This is a genomic window from Xanthomonas sp. SI (assembly GCF_014236855.1).
GTDB lineage: Bacteria > Pseudomonadota > Gammaproteobacteria > Xanthomonadales > Xanthomonadaceae > Xanthomonas_A.
In genome coordinates this window covers 1,176,651-1,197,337 of the sequence record NZ_CP051261.1, presented here as the reverse complement: position 1 = coordinate 1,197,337, position 20,687 = coordinate 1,176,651, and the positions used below count along the sequence as shown (strand labels likewise).

The following is a 20,687-nucleotide window of genomic DNA, read 5'->3' as shown; positions in this document are numbered from 1 at the left end:
CGCTACCAGCCCGCCACCGCGCCATCGCTGCGCGGATCGCTGGCGCCGCACAGGGTGCCGTCGGCCTCGCGCACCAGCGCGCCGGCATGGCCCATCACCGCGCTGTAGGCCGGCAGCAGTTCGACCGCGTGGCCGGCGGCGCGCAGTGCGTCAACCACCGCCGGATCGAAGCGGTCTTCCAGTTTCAACGTGGTGCTGTCCTCGCCCCAGGTGCGGCCGAGCAGCCAGCGCGGCGCGCTGAGCGCCTGCTGCAACGGCATGCCGAAGCGCGCATAGCGGCTGAACAGCGCCGCCTGAGTCTGCGGCTGGCCTTCACCGCCCATGGTGCCGTAGGCCATGAGCCGGCCGTCGTCGAAACGCGCCAGCGCCGGATTGAGCGTGTGGAACGGCTTGCGCCCAGGCGCCAGCGCGTTCCAACCGTCGGCGGCGAGGCGGAAACTGCAGCCGCGGTTCTGCCAGACGATGCCGCTGCGCGGCAGCACCAGCCCGGAACCGAATTCGAAATAGGTGGACTGGATGCAGCTGACCGCGCGGCCGGCGCCGTCGATCGCGCCGAACCACACGGTGTCGCCGGCCTGCGAGGGCTGCGGCCACGGCAGCGCGCGCGCGGGATCGATGCGCGCGGCCATCGCGTCGAGCGCGCCGGCATCGTCGAGCAGCGCTTGCGCGTCCAGCGTCATCCAGGCCGGGTCGCCGACGTGCGCATCGCGCACCAGAAACGCCTGCTTGGTCGCTTCGATCAGCCCATGCAGATGCGCATAGCCGTCGGCCTGGTCGGCGGCCAGGCGGTCGAACAGCGCCAGGATCAGCAGCGAGGCCAGGCCCTGGGTCGGCGGCGCATGGTTGTACAGGCGCGCACCGGCGATCGCCACCGACAGCGGCACGCTGGCCTCGGCGCGGTGCGCGGCCAGATCGACTGCACGCAACGGACTGCCCAGGGCCTGCAGGTCGGCGGCGATGTCGGCGGCCAGCGCGCCGCGGTAGAAATCTTCCAGGCCGGCCGCGGCCAGGCGCTGCAGCGTGGCGGCCAGCTGCGGCTGGCACAGCAGTTCGCCTTCGCGCAACGGGCGACCGGCGGCTTCGAAGATCGCCGCATAGGCGCCGGGCTGCTCGCGCAGTTCGGCGCCCTTGGCCGCAGCGATGGCGGCACCGCCGAGGGTGACCGGCACGCCTGCCGCGGCGTGATGGACGGCGTCCTCGAACAGGCGCGACAAAGGCAGCCGTGCGTCGCTGCGCAGCAGCGCCAGCGCCCAGCCGGACACGGTACCGGCGACGGTGTTGGCCGCGCCCGGACCGCGCCAGGGGATCGCCGCCTGTCCGGCGTAGTGCTGCAGCGTGGCCGCCTGCGCGGCGCGACCGCAGGCATCGATCGCATGCACGCGGCCATCGGCTTCGGCGATCAGCCAGAAGCCGTCGCCGCCGATGCCGGTCATGTGCGGATAGACCACCGCCAGGCAGGCCGCGGTCGCCACCGCCGCCTCCACCGCGGTGCCGCCGTCGCGCAGCACATCGCGCCCGGCCTGCGCGGCCAGGTGATGCGGCGCGACCACCATGCCGCGCCGGGAACGCAAGGTGTGCAGCATCAGCGCGGCTCCAGCGACGGCGGCGTGGAGCCGATCAAACCGTCGCGTTCCAGTTGCGCGGCGAGCGCGAACAGGCGGTCCTCGCGCCCCGGCGCGGCGATCAATTGCACGCCCAGCGGCAGGCGCCCGGGACTGTACAGCGGGGCGGCCAGCACCGGGCAACGCGCCAGGCCCAGCGGCTGGGTGAAGATGCCGAGGTTGGCGCGCGCCGACACCGCCTTGCCGTCGATCTGGATCGTCTCCTGATCGATGCGCGGCGCCGCACACGGCGTGGCCGGCGCCAGCAGTACATCGACCTCGTCCCACAGGCGCTGCATCGCGCCGGCGAACCACGCGCCGAACCGCTGCGCATCGGCGATGGCGGCCGCGGGCACTTGCAGGCCGGCGAGCAGGCGCTCGCGGGTGGCCGGATCGAAGCGCTCGCCGTGCGCGGCCAGTGCCTGCCGATGACGGTAGCCGCCTTCGGCCGCAGTCATCACGAACGCCGCGGCGCGCGCGCGTTCAGCCTGCGGCAGTTCGCGCAACGCATTGCCGCCGAGCGCGGCATGCAGCGCGGCCAGGCCGGCCTCCAGTTCTGGATCGAGGTTGCGCTGGAACCAGCCGCCCAGGCGCGCCACGCGCAACGCGGCGGTGTCCACCGGCGCCGGTTCGCGCCCGCGCATCGCCGCGTACACCGCGCGCAGGTCGGCGACCGTGGTCGCGAACGGCCCGACCACGTCGAAGGCCTCGACGAACGGGAACACGCCGTCCATCTCCAGGCTGCCGTGGCTCGGGCGCAGGCCGTACACGCCGCACAGCGCCGCCGGCACGCGGATCGAGCCGTTGGTGTCCGAGCCCAGCGCGAACGGCACCCAGCGCGCCGCCACCGCCGCCGCCGAGCCGCCCGAGGACCCGCCGGCCAGGCGCTGCGGATCGTGCGGATTGGCCGTGGTGCCGTAATGCGCATTGACCGTGGCGAAGCCGTAGGCGAATTCGTCCATGTTGGCGGTGCCGACCAACACCGCGCCGGCGTCGGCCAGGCGCCGCACCACCGCCGCATCGTGCGTGGCCGGCGGTAGCTCGGCGCGCAACGCGGCGCCGGCGGTGGTCGCCAGACCGGCGACATCGAACAGGTCCTTGACCACGAACGGCACTCCGGCCAGCGCACCGCCATCGCCGCCGCCGGCCAGCGCCGCCTGCACGCGCGCCGCATCGGCCTCGGCACGCGCCGGCAGCGCTCGCGTCACCGCGCACAAGCGCGGATTTTCGCGTTCGATCTGCGCCAGCGCCTGCCGCGCGTGCCGCTGCGCGGCCGCGCCATCCGTGCGCGTGGCGGCGACCATCGCGGCGACCGCTCCGCCGCCGTCCGCGACCGGCGGCTCGGACGGCGTTTCGAACGCCTGCAGCAGTTGGGCGTAGCCGAGCAGCAACTCGGTGTTGCGCTGGATGCCGGCGTGCCACGTCGTGGGGATCTGCATGACGCTTGTCTCTCGATGAGGGGAGCCGGCCAACCTTCGCCGCGGTTGCAGGGTCGCCTGCGGCGAGCGGATCGCGCAAGCGCGGTCGCGCATCGGCCTGGCGGCGCGCCGGCAGCGCGGCGCACAGCGGAGTGCCGGCGGACGGAGCGACGCGACCTGGCGCGGGAGCGCGCCTGCGTCGGAAATGCCGTGCACGCTACCGGCGCCGCGCTACCGTCAGCCCGGCAAAGGCACGCCCAGCGCCGGCGGCTGCGGCGCGGTCAGGCGCTCCACCAACAGGCGTTCGATCGCGTCCACGTCGACCTCGCACACCACCTGCTGCGCCTGTTCGCCGAGGCCGGGCTGGTAGCCCGGCGCCCACGACAGGATGTCGCCGTAGCCGGGGCCGAACTCGGTGTTGGTGTCGATGTACAGGGTTTCGCTGACGGTGGCCAGTTCCGGATGCAGCCATAGCGCCGTGGCCAGTTCGTCCCACAGCGGGAACCCCGGCTCGCGCCGGCGTAGCGCGTGGCCGATCGGCGTGTCGGCAGCGCTCATCCGCGCCAGCAGCTGCGGGGTCAGTTCGGTGGCGGTGGACGGGTCCACCGGCACCATCACCATCTTGCGCCACGGCGAGCGCATCACGATGCTCGCCGCTTCCGGATCCCAGCGGATGTTGAATTCGCGCCGCGGCGAATTGACGAACTCGCGCGCGAACTGCCGCGCCGACACGCTGTCGCGCCGCTGCCGCGGGTTGAGGCTGCCGCCCATGTAGACCAGTTCCTTGGCCAGCGACGCGAACTGCGGGTCCAGCCGCTGCGCCAATGCCAGATTGGTCAACGGGCCGGTGGCGACGATGCTGACTTCGCCAGGGAACTCGCGCACCTTGCGGATCATGAACAACGCCGCCGGTTCGCTGGCCGCCTGCACCACCGACGGATTACCCAGCGCCAGATCCGGCACCACGTCGTGCGCGTGGTAGCGCGGCGAACTCTGCACGGTGTCGTGCTCGATCCATTGCCGGGTCCACGCCCCCTTCCACAGCAGCTTGCCGTACAACGCTTCCCAGCGCTCGGTGGCCAGCTCGCTGTTGAGCAGCGGATGCACCGGCCCGGGCAGCACCGGCACCTCGCCGCGGCCGGCGATTTCCAGCAGGCGGCGCGTGTGCGCCAGCGCCTCGTCGCGCCAGATGTTGCCGCTGACCACCGAGATGCCGAGCACCTCGACCTCCGGCGATTGCAGCAACAACAGCTGCGCGGGAGTGAAGCCGTCGATGTCGTCTTCGAGGATGACGCGGCGGCGCGGTGCGAGGGAAGCAGCGGAAGCGGATGTCGGATCGGGCATGGAATGCGTATTGGAAGGAGGAGGAAGGCAACGCGTGTGCAGCGGGCCAAGTGAACACCATTGCGCCAGCGCTGCACAGCCTGCGCGTCGGCGCATGCCTGCAGCGCGCGCCGCCGGCGGACTGATCGCGGCGCGGCGGCGAACGATGGCGCGCTCCCTGCATGAGCTGCGGCGCGTTACAGTGGCGCTGCACGGAGCCTAGGGGACGGGAGAAGTAGCGTTGAGCGATCAAGCAAGCGGCCAGCGGCAGGACCGGTACCCGCGTATCCCGCTGCTGGTGCGCACCACGTCGCCCGCGCATTTCATTGCCGCGATGCTGATCGGCGCATGGCTACAGCGCGCGTTGACCCTGCCGCTGCCGCAAGGCCGTGCGCTGGCCTGGATGCAACTGGCCGGTGGCGTGGTCGCCGTCGCCGGGCTGACGCTGTCGCTGCTGTGCCTGGCACTGTTCGTGCAGCGACGCACCACCGTGCTGCCCGAACGCGATCCGTCCCATCTGGTGCTGCGCGGTCCGTACCGCTACACCCGCAACCCGATGTACCTGAGCCTGGTGCTGAGCTACGCCGGCCTGTGCGTGCAGATCGGCTGGCCGTGGGCGCTCCTGCTGCTGCCGTTGCCGTTGCTCGCCTTGCAGCGCGTGGTGATCCCGTTCGAGGAGGCGCGCTTGCGCGAACGCTTCGGCAGCGCCTATGACCGCTATTGCGCGCAGGTGCGGCGCTGGGTGTAGGCGGCGCCGCACGGCGAATCGGATGGCGTCGCGTTGGAGCGCAACTGCGCTCGCCTCGGCAAGTATTAGATCTCGCTACCTTGCTCGCTCCCTTGTAGGAGCGACTTCAGTCGCGACGGGCATTACCAGCGAAGCCCGTCGCGACTGAAGTCGCTCCCACAACCTGCAAACAGTTCGCAGAACAATCCGCTAGCCGCGCAGCCACCAGAACGCCGCAGCAGCGACCACCAGCAGCAGGAGCACGCCCCACAGCCACGCGCCGGGGCGATCGCCACCGGCCACGGTCGGTGGCGTGCCTGCGCGCGGCGCATTGCGGTCGCGGTAACGCTCGACCAATTCCTTGGCCTCGCGCAGGCCCATACCTGGATGCTGCTCGCGGGTCAGCTTGATCGCCTGCAGCAGTTGCCCCTGGCCCAGCGCCAGCAACGCCGCCGGCGGCAGCCGGTCCGTCTCCGCGCCCAGCGATGCCCTGGCGGGGGTCTGGCTGGCGCCGGCATGCCGGTCGAGCATCTCCGCGACCGTCTGCGCCGCCCCGGCCTGCAGCCACGCATCCACCTGCAGCTTGGCGCTGCGCAGGTCCATGCCGCTCTGCGCGCGCAACAGCTTGATTGCCTTGATGATCTCGCCACGCGCCAGGGCCTCGGCGATGGCGGGTGACGGCTGGGTCGGGTTCATGTCGCAGGCGCTGAGATGAAGACGCTGCAGTCTTGCCGTTCGCCAGTTAAGCCGCCGTTGCATCGCAGCGGCGCGAACTCCACGTTCATCACGTTTCCATCATTGGAATCCCATAAAGATCCCGGCATGAAGATCGAAATCTGGCAAGGCGACATCACCGAACTGGACGTGGACGCCATCGTCAACGCCGCCAACGAATCCCTGCTCGGCGGCGGCGGCGTGGATGGGGCGATCCATCGCGCCGCTGGTCCGCAGCTGCTGGACGAATGCCTGCGGCTTCCGGAACTCAAGCCCGGCGTGCGCTGCCCGGTCGGCGAGGTCCGCGCCACCGCGGGCTACCGGCTCAAGGCACGCCATGTGCTGCACACCGTCGGCCCGGTGTGGCGCGACGGCGCCCACGACGAACCGGCGCTGCTGGCCAACTGCTACTGGCGCTCGCTGCGCTTGGCCGAACAGATGGGCCTGCACTCGGTGGCATTCCCGGCGATCAGCTGCGGCATCTACGGGTATCCGCTGCACCAGGCCGCGCGTATCGCGGTGGCCGAAACCACAGCCTGGCAGCGCGCGCATGCGGTGCCGAAGCGGGTGATCCTGGTCGCCTACGGCGATGCGGCCTACAAGGCCTACCAGCAAGCGCTGATGCAGGTATCGTTGCTGCAGGCGGCGCAGACGCAGGTGGCCTGAGCCGCATTCGCGCCGCTGCATCCGATGGGCGGCATCGCGCTCATCGGGCTTGGCTTGCACCCAGCCGTGTTTCCGCGATCGGTTCTGGGGTGGCCTGCCAAGCATCCCACCCAGGCCGCGCGCGTCGCGGCCGCAGAAAGACTCGGCACCGGACAGGCATGCAGTACCCAAGCGGCGAGCCTACAATGACGCCCGCGCCAGGGCCTGGCGTGCGCAACGCGGCAGTTGGCGTACACCAGCGATACGGCCTGTAAGCACCGCACATAGCGTTACTGCGATATTCCGCCACCGCTCGCGCGGACATCGCAACACCTAGCCGCGTGGATCGGCCCTGCTGCGCAGGCGACGACCTGAAGCGCCCGCCGTAGGGATTTTCCCCACACCCCTGTCAGGGTGTGACGGCCGGCACGAGGGCGCGCTCAGATTTGCTCAGATTGGCCTGCAGTGGCGGCGCTACATTGCGCCAACTTCACACTATTTTTACTTCCCCATGACCAAGACCTCTTGCCGTCAGCCACGTCCGAGTGCGCTGGCGAAAGCCCTGTTCGCCCTGCCCTGGGCGACCAGCCTGGCCTTGGTCATGGCCTCCTGCCCCGCCGCCTTCGCCCAGGATGCGGGCGCCGCCACTAATAGGCCTGCCGCAGCGGCGGCGCCCATCGCCGTCCAGGCCATCCGCGTGACCGGCGTCGGCGAACATCCGCGCCAGGACATCAGCCCGCAGCGCCTCCAGGCGCTGGCCGATGCGCGCCTGCGCGAACTCGGCGGCCAGGCCCTGCCGGCCCAGCTCAGCTTCGCCCAGTTGCAGCAGATCGCCGATGCCTTGACCCAGGCCTATCGCCAGGCCGGCTCCCTGGTCGCGCGCGCCTACCTGCCGGTGCAGACCATCGGCGCCGACCACAGCGTCGAGATCCGCGTCGCCGAAGGCCGCGTCGGCAAGATCACCGTCGAAGGCACGCGCCGCTACGACGAGCGCCTGATCGCCAGCCCCGCGCTGGCCCTGCAGGGCCAGATCCTGCGCCAGCAGGACCTGCAGTCGGCGCTGCTCTACGCACGCGACCTGCCCGGCGTATCTGTCACCTCGGTGCTCAAGCCCGGCGCGCAGCTGGGCGAGACCGACGTGGTGATCCAGGCCACCGAGGACCGCCCGCTGCAGGTCAGCGTCGGCGCCAGCAACTACGGCACCGAGAGCATCGGCCGCTACCGTGCCCAGCTCGGCGTGGACTGGAACAATCCGCTCGGCCTGGGCGACCACCTCTCCGCCAGCTACGCCTATGCGCTGGATCCGGCCAACAACTGGCAAGGCAGTTTCGCCTACCAGGTGCCGATCGCCGACGTCGACGGCCTGAGCGTCAACGCCGCCTACACCCGCAGCCTGATCAACCTGGACACCGGCGCCTTCGCCGCGCTGGGCATCCAGGGGCCGACCCAGCAGAAATCGCTGGGCCTGGACTGGAAGTTCCGCAACACCGACGCCTGGCGCATGCAGACCTGGCTGCACCTGATCCAGGAAAGCTCGCGCATCCAGGGCCTTGGCGTGCTGCTGTCCAAACAGAAGTTCGACGTGGTCGAACTCGGCGCGGCCTTCCGCCATGACGACCGCCAGCGGCATGCGATCGACGCGCTGCAGCTCAGCGTGCGCAGCGCGCTGGACGACGACTCGCAGCGCACCGACTACCTGTACGCGCAGCACGACCGCCACTTCCTGGTCGCGCGCCTGGCCTACACCCGCCTGCAGGGCCTGACCGCCACCCAGCGCCTGCAGCTGCGCCTCAACGGCCAATACAGCGACGATGCGCTGACGCCGCTGGAGCAGTTCTCGCTCGGCGGCCCGACCAGCGTGCGCGCCTTCGCGCTCGGCGGCGCGCTGGGCGACCGCGGCTTCGACTCCAGCCTGGAATACCAGGTCGACGCGCCGGGCTTCGCCGGCGCCGCCTCGCCGTTCGGCGGCCGCCCCTGGGGCGAACTGCTGACCGCCAGCGTGTTCTACGACTACGGCCGGGTCTATCCCAACGGGGCCAACCGTGCCGTGTACGACGCCGTCACCACCTTCCAGGGACCCGGCGTCGGCTTGAATTTCCGCCTTCCCCACTGGCAGGGCCTGTCGTTCGACCTGGCCGCGGCCAAGCCGACCGGCGGCACCGAGCCGGCCGACGGCAAGAACGTACGCTACTGGGCCCGCTTCGGCCTCACTTTCTGATTTGGGGAACGCCATGAACCGCATCTATCGCCTCGTCTTCAACCGCAATCTCGGCGTGCTCCAGGTCGCCTCCGAAGTCGCCGCCGGCCACGCCGGCGGCGGCACCTCTGGCGCCAAGCGCCTGCTGGCGCCGCTGCTGCCGTTCGCCCTGGCCTGGGTGCTGGCCGCGCCTGCGCACGCCGGCGGCCTGCCCTCGCTGTCCAGCGCCACCGGCGCCAGCGTGTCGCAGCACGGCAGCACCCTGACCATCGACCAGAACGCGGCCAAGGCCGTGCTCAACTGGAACAGCTTCAACATCGGCAAGGACGCCAGCGTGATGTTCGCCCAGCCCTCCAGCTCGGCGGTCGCGCTCAACCTGATCGATGCCAGCCATGGCGCCAGCACCATCAACGGCAGCCTGCGCGCCAACGGCAACGTGTTCCTGATCAACTCGGCCGGCATCCTGTTCGGTAGCCATGCCCAGGTGAATGTCGGCGGCCTGGTCGCCAGCTCGCTGGGCCTGGCCGACGACGACGGCGACGGCTACCTGCTCGGCCGCGGCGATGCAGCAGCCGCCAGCGTGATCAACCACGGCCAGATCACCGCGCGCGACGGCGGTTCGGTCAACCTGGTCGGCAACCATGTCGCCAACAGCGGCACGATCAGCGCCAACGGCGGCGCCATTCGCCTGCTCTCCGCCGACCAGGTCCAGGTGACCATGGACGCGGCAGGCGCGATCGGCCTGCAGCTGCTCGCCGCCTCCACCCAGACGGCGAGCGGCACCGGCGCGGCCGTGGAGAACAGCGGCACGCTCACCGCCGGCGGCGGGCAGATCCTGCTGCAGGCAGCCAGCACCGGCCTGTCCGAACTGCTGGTCAACAACACCGGCGCGCTCGAAGCCTCCGCCGTAGACACCTCCGGCGGCAGCATCCGACTGGTCGCCAGCGGCGGCGGCGTGGCCAGCAGCGGCAGCATCGACGTCTCCGGCAGCGACGGCGGCAGCGTACAGCTGCTGTCGGACGCCAACGTGGCGGTCGACGGCAGCATCGATGCACGCGGCACCAACGCAGGCGGCAGCATCCGCATCGGCGGCGGCTACCAGGGCGGCGAGAACCTGCTGCAGGCCAGCTCGGCCACGGTCGGCAGCGGCAGCGTGCTCGACGCCAGCGCCACCGCGCACGGCGACGGCGGCTCGATCGTGGTCTGGTCCAACGGCGACACCGCGGTACACGGCAGCCTGCGCGCCAATGCCGCCGGCAGCGGCGACGGCGGCAGCATCGAGACCAGCGGCCACCACGTGGACTTCGGCGGCATCGCGGTCGGCGCCAAGGCGGCCGGCGGCGGCAGCGCCGGCACCTGGCTGGTGGATCCGGAAGACCTGACCGTGGACAGCGCCGCGGCCGGCACCATCGGCAGCACGCTGGACGGCGGCACCAACGTCACCCTGATCACCACCAGCACCACCGCCAGCGGCCCCGGCACCGTGAGCAGCGGCAGCGGCGACATCAACGTGAATTCGGCGATCAGCTGGGGCGGCAACTCCACGCTGACCCTGGATGCCTACAACGACATCAACCTCAATGCCGCCATCACCGCCACCGGCAACAACGCCGGCCTGGTGCTGAACTACGCCGGCTACACCGCCAACGGCGCCGCCGCCAGCGGCAGCGACTACCGGGTCAAGACCCCCGTCACGCTCAGCGGCAGCAACGCCCAGCTGAGCATCAATGGCGATGCTTACACCCTGCTGCGCTCCATGGACGATCTGCAGAACGTGATAAGCAATACCGGCAACTACGCCCTGGCCGCGGACCTGGACGCCAGCGGCACCACCTACGGGTCGCCGATCATCGCCCGCACGGCCTCCGGCGAGTTCTCCGGCACCTTCACCGGCCTGGGCCACACCATCAGCAACCTGAGCATCAACTCGGGGAATAACTACGTCGGCCTGTTCGGCTACGTCGGCGTCGCGACCATCCGCGACCTGGGCCTGGTCAACGCCAGCGTCACCGGCAGCAACTATGTCGGCGCCCTCGTCGGCAGCAGCAGGGCGACGATCAGCAACGTCTACGCCACCGGCAACGTCAGCGGCAACAACTATGTCGGCGGGCTGGTCGGCTACAACCCCGACGGCACCATCACCGCCTCTCACTCGGGCAGCAATGTCAGTTCGAACGCGGGCTACTACGGCGGGCTGGTCGGCTACAACGGCGGCACCATCCGCAATTCCTACGCGACCGGCAACGTCACCGGCACCGTCCTGTTCGCCGGCGGCCTGATCGGCTACAACACCGGCGCGATCAGCGATGCCTACGCCACCGGCAACGTCTCGGGCGTGTCCTATATCGGCGGCCTGGTCGGCTATACCAACGGCCCCCTCGACCATGTCTACGCCTCCGGCAACGTCTCGGCGACCAGCAACAACGCAGGCGGCCTGGCTGGGCAGATGGTCGGCACCTCGATCGACAACGCCTACGCCACCGGCAACGTGACCGCGACCTCGGAGGTGGGCGGCCTGGTCGGTTACACCTACCAGGCGACGCTCGACAACGTCTACGCCACCGGCCTGGTCACCGGCACCAACGGCGGGACCGCAGTGGCCGGCGCCCTGGTCGGCTACCACCGCTACAACTCGAGCCTCACCAACGCCTACTGGGACGCGGGCAGTTCCGGGCAGGCCAGCGCGATCGGCCAGAACTTCGAGAACTCGACCTCCGCCAACGTCGCCAGCGTCACCGGCGGCAGCCGCTATGCCCATGCCAGCTACGGCGCGTTGGGCACCTGGTCGCTGCTCAACGGCAGCAGCGATGTCTACGTCGCAGCCGACGGCAACGGGCAAGCGGCCTGGATCATGATCGAGGGGCAGACGCGCCCGTTCCTGGCCAGCGAGTACAGCACCACCATCGGCAACGCCCACCAGCTGCAGTTGATGGCCTACAACCTGGCGGCCAGCTACTCCGTGGCCACGGACATCGATGCCAGCCAGACCTCCGGCAGCAACGCCAGCGGCATGTGGAGCAGCGCCGGCTTCGATCCGGTCGGCGATGCCACGCGCGCCTTCACCGGCAGCTTGAACGGATACGGCCACACCGTGAGCGGCCTGAGCATCGCCCGCGGCGCCGAAAACAGTGTCGGTCTGTTCGGCGTGACCGGCAGCGGCAGCGCGATCCGCAATCTCGCGCTGACTGGCAGCAGCATCGCGGGCCTGGCCTATGTCGGTGGCCTGGTCGGCCAGAACGCCAGCACCCTCAGCGGCGTCTCCGCCGCGGGCAGCGTGGCCGGCACCGGCAATTTCGTCGGCGGCCTGGTCGGCTACAACGACGGCGGTGCGATCTCCGGCGCGCAGACCGCAGGCACCGTGGTCGCCAGCGGCGGCGCCTACAGCGGCAACTACGTCGGCGGCCTGATCGGCAGCAACAACGCCGGATCGGTGTCCGCCTCGTCCTCGACGAGCACGGTGTCCGGCGGCAGCACCGTCGGCGGCCTGGTCGGCAACGACTATCTGGGCACGTACGACGATGTCCGCGCCAGCGGCAACGTGACCAGCACCAGTTCGTCCACCGGCAACAACGTCGGCGGCCTCATCGGCAGCGCAACCCAGAGCAACATCCAGAACGCCCATGCCACCGGCGACGTCACCGCGACCACCGCGAGCGCGGGTGGCCTGGTCGGCCTCGCCGCGTCCAGCAGCATCCACAATGCCTACGCCAGCGGACACGTCTCCGGAACCAAGAGCGTCGGCGGTTTGGTCGGCCGCAGTTCCAGCACCACGATCGGCAACGTCTATGCGACCGGCGCCGTGACCGGCACCACCTACGACACCGGCGGCCTGGTCGGCAGCCTGTCCGGCGGCAGCATCGAATCGGCCTACGCCAGCGGCAACGTGTCGGGCGGAAGCTATGTCGGCGGTCTGGTCGGCTACAACGATTCGGCCAGCGTCGGCACGGTCTACGCGATGGGCAATGTCTCCGGCGACGATTACATCGGCGGACTGGTCGGCTACAACGACGAAGGCAGCATCGCCACCGCCTACGCCACCGGCACCGCGACCGGCGACATGTATGTCGCCGGGCTGGCCGGCTACAACTACAACGGCACCATCGCCAACACCTACGCCAGCGGCAATGTCTCGGGCAGCGCGTATGTCGGCGGCCTGGTCGGCGTCAACTACAACAACACCCTGCGCGACTCCTATGCCACCGGCAGCGTGACCGGCAGCAATGCGGTCGGCGGCCTGGTCGGCTCCAATTCCAACGGCACCATCGTCGCCAGCTTCTTCGCCACCACCGATGCCAACGGCAATGCGATCAATGCCGGCCTGAACCTGGCCGGCAATGCCGGCGGCAGCATCGACGGCTACAGCGGCGGCAAGAGCTGGAACCAGCTGACCACGTTGTCCACCTTCACCAATGCCGGCTGGAACATCGACGACAAGGGCGGGACCGGCCTGACCTGGCGCATGTACGAGGGCCATACGTCGCCGTTGCTGCGCGGTTTCCTGAAGTCGCTCACGGTCACCGCCACTGTCTCCGGCGTGGACAAGACCTACGACGGCACCGGCGCCAGCGGCACCACGTCCAACTACACGGTGGGCGGCAACCCCAACAGCAACCTGCTGCTCGGTTCGTCGTTGACCTACGCGACCGCCGGCAAGAACGCGGGAACCTACACCACCGGCAATGGCGGCATCGCCGTGAGCGGGCTGTACTCCACCCAGCAGGGCTACGACATCGCCTACACGGCAACCGGCAGCATCACCATCACACCGGCGAGCCTGACGGTGACCGCCAGCAACGCCGGCAAGACCTACGGCAACACCGCCAGCCTCAACGGCTACAGCGTGTCCGGCCTGATCGGTGGCGACGCGGTCTCCGGCGTGACTCTGAGCAGCGGCGGCGCGGCCGCCACCGCCGGGGTCGGCACGTACGCCATCGGCGCCTCCGGCGCCAGCGGCACGGGACTGTCCAACTACGTCATCAGCTATGTCGATGGCAGCCTGACGGTGGATCCGGCGACGCTGCGCATCGTCGCCACCGATGCCAACAAGACCTACGGCAGCGGTGTCGGCCCGACCGGCTACAGCGTGTCCGGCCTGCTCAATGGCGATGCGGTTTCCGGCGTCAACCTGAGCAGCGCCGGTTCGGCCGCCACCGCTTCGGTCGGCCGCTACGCCATCGGCGCCTCCGGCGCCAGCGGTTCGGGACTGTCCAACTACGTCATCAGCTACGTCGACGGCAGCCTGACGGTCGATCCGGCGACGCTGCGCATCGTCGCCACCGACGCCAGCAAGACCTTCGGCAGCAGCATCGACCTGACCGGCTACACCGTGTCCGGTTTGCGCAATGGCGACACGGTCTCCGGCGTCGGCCTGAGCAGTGGCGGTTCGGCCGCCAACGCCGCGATCGGCAAGTACGCGATCAGCGCGTCCGGCGCCACCGGTGCGGGGCTGTCCAACTACACCGTCAGCTATGTCGATGGCCTGTTGAGCGTGCTGCCCGGCGGCGATACCGGCCCCGGTCCCGGTCCCGGCATTCAGCTGGAAAATGCGACGGTGCAAGCGATCAACAGCTCGGTCTCGGCGACTGCGCAAACCGGCACTTCCGGCACCAGCAACGACGAGACCGCCAGGGAGCTGGCGGCGAGCGCCCAGGCCGCAAGCGGCAGCAGCGCCACGGCCGCGACCGACTCCATCCTGATCGTCGATGGCGGCGTTCGCGTCCCCGCGCTCGCCTGCAGCCAGGGCACGTCCGCCGCGCCCGCGGAAACCTGCATCATCCAGCAGTAGCCGCCATCGGCTGCGGCGCCTCGCCGAGGCGTCGCGCGGCCGAGCCGCCGCCATTCCCGCATCGCGAATGGCGGCGGTCTGCGCCGAACGGCCAAGGCCTGACGGACGGGCACGCCATTCTCGCGCGGCAAGCCGGCGCGCGGGTCGCCCGCACGTGGGTGGCTCGAATCTCGCGCCGCCACGCCACGGAATCCACGCGCGCGATCGCGTGCGCTGCAAGATCAGGAATCGAACGCTGGCGGTAGCGGCTCGATCTGCGCCTGCGGGCGCCGCGGCAGCAGCAGAACGAAGCACACCGGTGCGTCCGCAGCGTCCCCGGCCAGCCCCACCCAACCGCCGAGACGCTCGGCGATCCTGCGCACCAGGTACAGGCCGAGTCCGGCGCCTGGCGTATTCCTGGCGTTCTCGCCCCGGTAGTATTTCTGGAACAGCCGCTGCCGATCGGCGGCGGCGATGCGATCGCCCGCATTGGCGATCTCCACCCGCAGCGCTTCGCCGTGCCCGCGCACGCGGATGTGGATCGGCTCGTCCGGCGGGCTATGGCGATCGGCATTGGCGATCAGGTTGCGCAAGGCCACGCGCAACAGTCCGCTGTCGGTGACCAGGCTGTCGTCGTCGCTCTCGTATGCGCAGACCACGCGCTGCGGCGGGAAGTCACGACACACCGCGTCCAGCAGATCGCGCAGCGCGCAAGGCTGCAGCCGCAGTTCCGCGGTGGTCGCGTCCATGCGGTCGGCGCCGAGGTATTCGTCCACCAGTGCCAGCAGCCGCTGCGCCGCGCCATGGATGTTGCCGCAGCGCGCGCGGTTGCGCTCTATCGGTCCCTCCAGCTTGCGCGCCAGTTGCTGCGCCGAGGTCATGATGACCGCCAGCGGCGTGCGGAACTCGTGCGACACCATCGCCACGAATTCGCCCTGCTCCTGCATCACCCGGCGTTCGGTTTGCAACGAGGCGCGCAGTTCGTCCTCCAGGCGTTGCCGCCTGCGGATCTCGCCATGCAGTTCGGCGGTGCGCAACGCGACCTCGCGTTCCAGCTGCATGCCGTGCCTGCGCGCCAGTTCCGCCGCGGCATTGGCGTGGCGCCGCTCGCGGATGCGCCGCCGGCGTTCGTAGCGACCAATGACCAAAAAACTCATCACGGTCATGTGCAGCATGGTGCCGACGGTGGTGGCGTACTGGGTCCATGCATTCACCGGCACCAGCCCCAGATTGCGCAGGAATCCGAGCATCACCCCCAGATAGAACGGGAAGAACGCGAGCGCGAACAACGCCGCGGGCGGATAGCGTTTCCACAGCAAGCGCAGCGCCAGCGCCGTCAGTACCGCGATGCCGAGCAAGGCCAGCATCTGCACCGGCTGCATGCCCAGCGCGTAGTGCCCGGTCGCGACGAGCGCGGCGCAGACCAGCGCGACGCCGCACAGGAAGCGGATCGACCAGCGCGCGAACCGCGGATACAGGGCGCGCAGGTGCAACTGCCTGCTCGCGATCTGGAATCCCACCGGCAGGCTGCAGGCGATGCTGATCCCCAACAGGCGGTCGCTCCACTCCACCGGCACTCCCGTCACCTGCTGCACCAGGCCGATCGACATGGCCTCGTTGAGCACGCAGCCGCCGAGGTAGGCGACGAACAGGCCGCTCATCGGCGCACGCGTCACGCTCCAGAACAGCAGATGCACGCAGATCAGCAGCAGGTAGAAGCCGAAGTACAGGCCGAACTGCAGCCCCTCGCGCCGCGACTGGTTGTCGAACGGCAACCGTTGCCAGATATCGAGGCGGGTGACCAGCGCATTCTTGCTCTGCAGCCGCAGCAGGATCACGTAGTCGCCGGGACGCGACGGTGCGAACTGGAACACCGGGCTGCGGTAGTCCACCGGCCAATCGTGGCGGCGGACGTTCTCGCCGCTATGGCCCAACGCTTGCCAAGCGCCGCCGTCGACGCTGGCGTAGGCCTGCGCATCGTCGATGACGGCATTGCTCAGTCGCAGCATCCAGCCCGCGGACGCTACACTGTCCACGCGCAACGGAACGCGCAGCCACACGGTGTTGGCGGTGAACCCGGCATTGAGGCTGGCGGGCAGCGGGGTCCAGCCGGACGCCGCCGCGGCCTGGCGGGCGTCCAGCCGGCCTTGCGGATCGTCCAGGCGCTGCAGGTATCCGCTCGCATCCAGATGCTCGGCCGCGGCGGTCAGCGGCAACGTTCCAGGCGGCGCCCATCCCGGTTGCGCCGCAACACAGGCCACCGCGCCCCAGCACAGCCATGCGCCCACAAACCAGCGAAAACACCTCGCCATCATTTGCCACACCGCACGATCGCCGAACCCGGTTGAGTCACAGCGATCAATGATGCACCAAGAGTTTGCCGCGATGGGCGAGGTGATCCTGCTTGAAGACGAGCCCGTGCTGCGCGAGGAGCTCGGCGAATTTCTCGAGGATCTCGGCTACGCCACGACGTGCGCGGCCAGCGTCAGGGAATTCTGGCAACGGTTCGATCCGCTGCGCCATGGCCTGGCGGTGATCGACGTCGGACTCCCCGACGGCAGCGGCCTGAACCTGATCGGCGAACTGCGGCAAGGCGCGCAACGGCTGGGCATCGTGGTGTTCAGCGCGCGCAACACCAGCCGCGATCGCGTCGCCGGCCTCGACATCGGCGCCGACCACTATCTGGGCAAAGGCGCCGACCTGGACGAACTGGCCGCGACCCTGGCTGCGCTCGGCCGGCGCCTGGGTCTGCAAAACGCCTGCTGGATGCTGGAGCTGGGTGCTGCACGCCTGAACGTGCCCGACGCGCCGTCGGTTCCGCTCTCGCACCAGGATCTGCTGGTGCTCAAGTGCCTGATGAGCCGCGCCGGCGAAAGCGTGGGCCACCGCGAAATCGCCGAGGCGCTGGGTGCGAACTTCCTCGACCACGATCGGCGCCGGCTGGACACGCAGATGTACCGGCTGCGGCGGCGGGTGGAGGAGATCAGCGGGCGGCCGCTGCCGGTGAAGACGCTGCGTAATAGCGGTTACCGGTTTCATGCGCCGGCTGCGTTGAGGCCTTGAGTTTGTGGTGTGCGGTTTGCGGTTTGCGGTGGGCGGTGGTGTGCGCTAACAGGCTTTGTTAGAGGCTTCGCCCCGTACCCTCATCCGCCCCTTCGGGGCACCTTCCCCCGAAAAGGGGGCCATGGTCCCGCAGGGAGAAGGAGGGGCAAAAAAACGCCGGCGCGATGCCGGCGTTTTTCGTGCGCTTCTAGCCGGACCTCAGTCCTGCCACTTGCCCAGCGCGGCCAGGCCGTTTTCCTTGGCGCGGTCGTAGACCACCTGCTGCGCCTTGGCGAAGTTGCCCTTCATGTCCTGCGCCCACAGCTTCAGCGCGGCCTGCTGCATCGCGCGGCCGTAGGAGAAACTCAGCGGCCACGGCAGGGTGCCGATCTGGTTCATCGCATTGAGATGCGCGGTGGACTGCTCGTCGGTCTGCCCGCCGGACAGGAACACGATGCCCGGCAGGATCGCCGGCACCGTGCTCTTCAGGCACATCACGGTGGATTCGGCCACTTCCTCGACGCTGGCCTGCTCGTCGCAGTCCTTGCCGGCGATGACCATCGAGGCCTTCAGGATGGTGCCTTCCAGCACCACGTTCTGCTCGTACAGCGCGCCGAACAGCGAACGCAGCGTGGCTTCGGTGACTTCGTAGCAGGTCTCGATGTCGTGGTTGCCGTCCATCAGCACTTCCGGCTCCACCATCGGCACCAGGCCCTGCTCCTGGCACAGCGCCGCGTAGCGCGCCAGCGCGTGCGCGTTGGTCTCGATGCACACGCCCGACGGGATGTCCTCGCCGATGGTGATCACCGCACGCCACTTGGCGAAGCGCGCGCCGAGCTTGTAGTACTCCTCCAAGCGCGCGCGCAGGCCGTCCAGGCCTTCGGTGATCAGCTCGCCAGGCATGCCCGCCAGCGGATGCGTGCCCTTGTCGACCTTGATCCCGGGAATGATGCCGTGCTCGGCCATGTACTTCGGGAACGGCACGCCGTCCTTGGTCTTCTGGCGGATGGTCTCGTCGTACAGGATCGCGCCGGAGATGTGGTCGCTCAGCTTCGGCGTGGTCAGCAGCAACTCGCGATACGCGCGGCGGTTCTCCTCGACATTCTCGATGCCGACGCTGGCGAAGCGCTTGGCGATCGTGCTGGTGGATTCGTCGATCGCGATGATGCCCTTGCCCGGGGCGACCATCGCCTGTGCGGTTTCGGCAAGCTGTTCGATGCTCATGGAATTCCTATGGCACGGGGGGAAACCCGAAGTATATCGCGGCAAACGCTACCGATTCCTTCACGGAATGCCTGCAACCGTTTCCATCCGGTAGACGCAATCCGCGACCGCATGCGCAATCGCGCGCACCGGCAGGCGACCGGCAGCGCCCGCCGGACAGGCAAAAGAAAACCGCGCGCTGCAGACGCAGCGCGCGGTCGTGGGTCGGCGTTGGCGACGCGGTTGCGGCTACAGCTCGCCCAGGCCGCTGGCGCGGCCGTCGGGGCCGACTTCGAGCAGGCGCAGGGTGTTGGTCGCACCGTGCGTTTCCATGTGCTCGCCACTGGTGAACACCACGCGGTCGCCGGGGCCCATGCGCTCGGCCTCGACCAGCAGGCGGATCGCCGCACGCGCCGCTTCGCGCGGGGTCAGGCCGCGGCTGTCGAAGTTGATCGGGAACACGCCGCGCATCATCGCCATGCCGCGGCGCGCGCCGTCGTGGCGGGTGAACGCGTAGATCGGCATCTTCGAACGGAACCGCGACAGGAAGCGCGGGGTGCCGCCGGATTCGGTCAGGGTGACCACGCCGCTCAGGCCGATGTGCTCGGACAGGAACATCGTCGCCATCGCGATCGCCTGGTCGGCACGCTCGAGGTTGCGCTGCGCGGCCTCGAAGTCGGTGTCCATCTCGAACTGGCGCTCGGCGCCCAGGCAGATGCGCGCCATCGCCTGCACCGCCTTGACCGGGTAGGCGCCGGCGGCGGTCTCGGCCGACAGCATCACCGCGTCGGTGCCGTCGATCACCGCGTTGGCTACGTCCAGCACCTCGGCGCGGGTCGGGATCGGGTTCTCGACCATCGACTGCAGCATCTGCGTGGCGGTGATCACCACCTTGTTCTGCGCCAGCGACTCGCGAATGATCTTCTTCTGCAGGCCCGGCAGTTCGGCATCGCCGATCTCCACGCCCAGGTCGCCGCGCGCGACCATCACCACGTCGCTGGCCTCGACGATCTCGCTCAGGTTCTCGATCGCCTCGGTGCGCTCGATCTTGGACACCAACGCGGCCTCGCAGCCGTGTTCGCGGGCGATGCGGCGCGCATCGTGCATGTCCTGCGCGTTGCGGCAGAACGACACCGCGATGAAATCCACGCCGATCTTGGCGACGATGCCGATCAGCTCCTTGTCGCGCTCGGTCAGCGCGCCCAGCGACAGGCCGCCGCCCTGCTTGTTCAGGCCCTTGCGGTCGGACAGCATGCCGTCGTTGAGCACGGTGTTGACGATGCGCGCGCCGTCGACCTCGACCACCTGCAACTGCAGCAGGCCGTCGTCGAGCAGCAGCACGTCGCCCGGCTTGACGTCGTTGGGCAGGCCCAGGTAGCTGACGCCGACCTGGTGCTCGTCGCCGGCCGGCGCGTTGGGGTCGGCGACCAGGTCGAAGCGCGCGCCGGCCTTCAGCGCCACCTTGCCGGCGGCGAAGCGCTCGATGCGGATCTTCGGCCCCGGCAGGTCGGCGAGGATGCCCACTTCGCTGCCCACGCGCTGCGCGGCGGCGCGCACTTCGGCGGCGCGCTTGGCCTGGCCGGACGGGTCGCCGTGGGAGAAATTCAGACGCACGACGTTGACGCCGGCGCGGAACAGGTCCTCGAGCACGCCGGGCGGATCCGTGGCCGGGCCGAGGGTGGCGAGAATCTTGGTGCGGCGCTGGCGTTCGATCATGAGACGTCGTTCCCTGGAAAAGCCGTCAAAACTAGCACAGGCGCCGCTACCGCAGGATGGCGAATCGACATAGGCGACCGCGGATTCATGCATGTCTTGCAGACAGTGCGGGACAGTATGCGGACTCGAAGCCGCGCTGGCGCCGCCGCGCCCGCGCCCAGCCCGCGGCGCGAGCGCCATGCCAGGCAAGCCCAGGCTCAGCTCTCTTGCGCTGTTGCCGGCCCTGTCAGGCGAAGCCGCCAACCGCCGGACACACACGCCACGCGATGATCTGCCGCTACGCCCGGCGCACGCGACGCAGGCCGGGCAGCGCACCTGGAGCCGGCAATGACGCGAA

The 20,687-nt window shown here is 69.7% G+C and carries 12 protein-coding genes; 5 read left to right on the top strand and 7 right to left on the bottom strand.

Annotated features, from left to right (window positions below; all coding sequences use genetic code 11):
* Positions 1 to 2 precede the first annotated feature (2 nt).
* The 3 genes from HEP75_RS05090 to HEP75_RS05080 all read right to left on the bottom strand — a co-directional run bounded on the left by HEP75_RS05090 (position 3) and on the right by HEP75_RS05080 (position 4,363).
* Complete coding sequence (locus HEP75_RS05090) at positions 3 to 1,583, bottom strand: gamma-glutamyltransferase (RefSeq protein WP_185825672.1); 1,581 nt, start codon at positions 1,581 to 1,583, stop codon at positions 3 to 5.
* Entirely contained in the window at positions 1,583 to 3,040 is a 1,458-nt protein-coding gene (locus HEP75_RS05085; RefSeq protein ID WP_185825671.1) for an AtzE family amidohydrolase, read from the bottom strand. The genes HEP75_RS05090 and HEP75_RS05085 overlap by 1 nt, the downstream gene beginning before the upstream one ends.
* Positions 3,041 to 3,256: 216 nt before the next feature.
* Positions 3,257 to 4,363, bottom strand: a complete 1,107-nt coding sequence (locus tag HEP75_RS05080) for a nucleoside hydrolase (RefSeq protein WP_185825670.1) — start codon at positions 4,361 to 4,363, stop codon at positions 3,257 to 3,259.
* A 220-nt stretch (positions 4,364 to 4,583) separates the two neighbouring features.
* Between HEP75_RS05080 and HEP75_RS05075 the strand changes: the two genes are divergently transcribed.
* Entirely contained in the window at positions 4,584 to 5,090 is a 507-nt protein-coding gene (locus HEP75_RS05075) for an isoprenylcysteine carboxylmethyltransferase family protein (RefSeq protein ID WP_185825669.1), read from the top strand.
* Positions 5,091 to 5,279: 189 nt separating this feature from the next.
* Here the strand turns inward: HEP75_RS05075 and HEP75_RS05070 are convergent, their stop codons facing one another.
* A complete protein-coding gene (locus HEP75_RS05070) occupies positions 5,280 to 5,765 on the bottom strand; it encodes a hypothetical protein (protein ID WP_185825668.1) in 486 nt (161 codons plus the stop codon).
* Between the two features lie 126 nt (positions 5,766 to 5,891).
* Between HEP75_RS05070 and HEP75_RS05065 the strand changes: the two genes are divergently transcribed.
* From HEP75_RS05065 to HEP75_RS05055, 3 genes are all read left to right on the top strand, one after another.
* Positions 5,892 to 6,449, top strand: coding sequence for an O-acetyl-ADP-ribose deacetylase (locus tag HEP75_RS05065; RefSeq protein WP_185825667.1), 558 nt, complete (start codon positions 5,892 to 5,894; stop codon positions 6,447 to 6,449).
* Positions 6,450 to 7,029: 580 nt separating this feature from the next.
* On the top strand, positions 7,030 to 8,646 hold the full coding sequence (locus tag HEP75_RS05060; RefSeq protein ID WP_255424002.1) for a ShlB/FhaC/HecB family hemolysin secretion/activation protein: 1,617 nt from the start codon (positions 7,030 to 7,032) through the stop codon (positions 8,644 to 8,646).
* A gap of 13 nt (positions 8,647 to 8,659) precedes the next feature.
* Positions 8,660 to 14,410, top strand: a complete 5,751-nt coding sequence (locus tag HEP75_RS05055; RefSeq protein WP_185825665.1) for a GLUG motif-containing protein — start codon at positions 8,660 to 8,662, stop codon at positions 14,408 to 14,410.
* 221 nt (positions 14,411 to 14,631) lie between these two features.
* Here the strand turns inward: HEP75_RS05055 and HEP75_RS05050 are convergent, their stop codons facing one another.
* Positions 14,632 to 16,605, bottom strand: a complete 1,974-nt coding sequence (locus tag HEP75_RS05050; protein ID WP_255424001.1) for a sensor histidine kinase — start codon at positions 16,603 to 16,605, stop codon at positions 14,632 to 14,634.
* A gap of 169 nt (positions 16,606 to 16,774) precedes the next feature.
* On the opposite strand from HEP75_RS05050, the gene HEP75_RS05045 reads away from it, so the two are divergent.
* Positions 16,775 to 17,452 carry a response regulator transcription factor gene (locus tag HEP75_RS05045; RefSeq protein ID WP_185825663.1) on the top strand — a complete coding sequence of 226 codons (678 nt, stop codon included), beginning with the start codon at positions 16,775 to 16,777 and terminating at the stop codon, positions 17,450 to 17,452.
* 198 nt (positions 17,453 to 17,650) lie between these two features.
* Here HEP75_RS05045 and HEP75_RS05040 read toward each other — a convergent pair whose 3' ends face one another.
* Entirely contained in the window at positions 17,651 to 18,655 is a 1,005-nt protein-coding gene (locus tag HEP75_RS05040) for a class I fructose-bisphosphate aldolase (protein WP_185822387.1), read from the bottom strand.
* Positions 18,656 to 18,883: 228 nt separating this feature from the next.
* Positions 18,884 to 20,350 carry a pyruvate kinase gene (pyk, locus tag HEP75_RS05035; protein WP_039005845.1) on the bottom strand — a complete coding sequence of 489 codons (1,467 nt, stop codon included), beginning with the start codon at positions 20,348 to 20,350 and terminating at the stop codon, positions 18,884 to 18,886.
* Between the last annotated feature and the right edge of the window lie 337 nt (positions 20,351 to 20,687).

Coding starts and splice junctions, on each gene's coding strand:
- HEP75_RS05040 (WP_185822387.1), bottom strand. CDS start 18,655: ATGAGCATCGAACAGCTTGCCGAAACCGCACAGGCGATGGTCGCCCCG.
- HEP75_RS05065 (WP_185825667.1), top strand. CDS start 5,892: ATGAAGATCGAAATCTGGCAAGGCGACATCACCGAACTGGACGTGGAC.
- HEP75_RS05080 (WP_185825670.1), bottom strand. CDS start 4,363: ATGCCCGATCCGACATCCGCTTCCGCTGCTTCCCTCGCACCGCGCCGC.
- HEP75_RS05045 (WP_185825663.1), top strand. CDS start 16,775: ATGGGCGAGGTGATCCTGCTTGAAGACGAGCCCGTGCTGCGCGAGGAG.
- HEP75_RS05070 (WP_185825668.1), bottom strand. CDS start 5,765: ATGAACCCGACCCAGCCGTCACCCGCCATCGCCGAGGCCCTGGCGCGT.
- HEP75_RS05090 (WP_185825672.1), bottom strand. CDS start 1,583: ATGCTGCACACCTTGCGTTCCCGGCGCGGCATGGTGGTCGCGCCGCAT.
- pyk (WP_039005845.1), bottom strand. CDS start 20,350: ATGATCGAACGCCAGCGCCGCACCAAGATTCTCGCCACCCTCGGCCCG.
- HEP75_RS05060 (WP_255424002.1), top strand. CDS start 7,030: ATGGCCTCCTGCCCCGCCGCCTTCGCCCAGGATGCGGGCGCCGCCACT.
- HEP75_RS05055 (WP_185825665.1), top strand. CDS start 8,660: ATGAACCGCATCTATCGCCTCGTCTTCAACCGCAATCTCGGCGTGCTC.
- HEP75_RS05085 (WP_185825671.1), bottom strand. CDS start 3,040: ATGCAGATCCCCACGACGTGGCACGCCGGCATCCAGCGCAACACCGAG.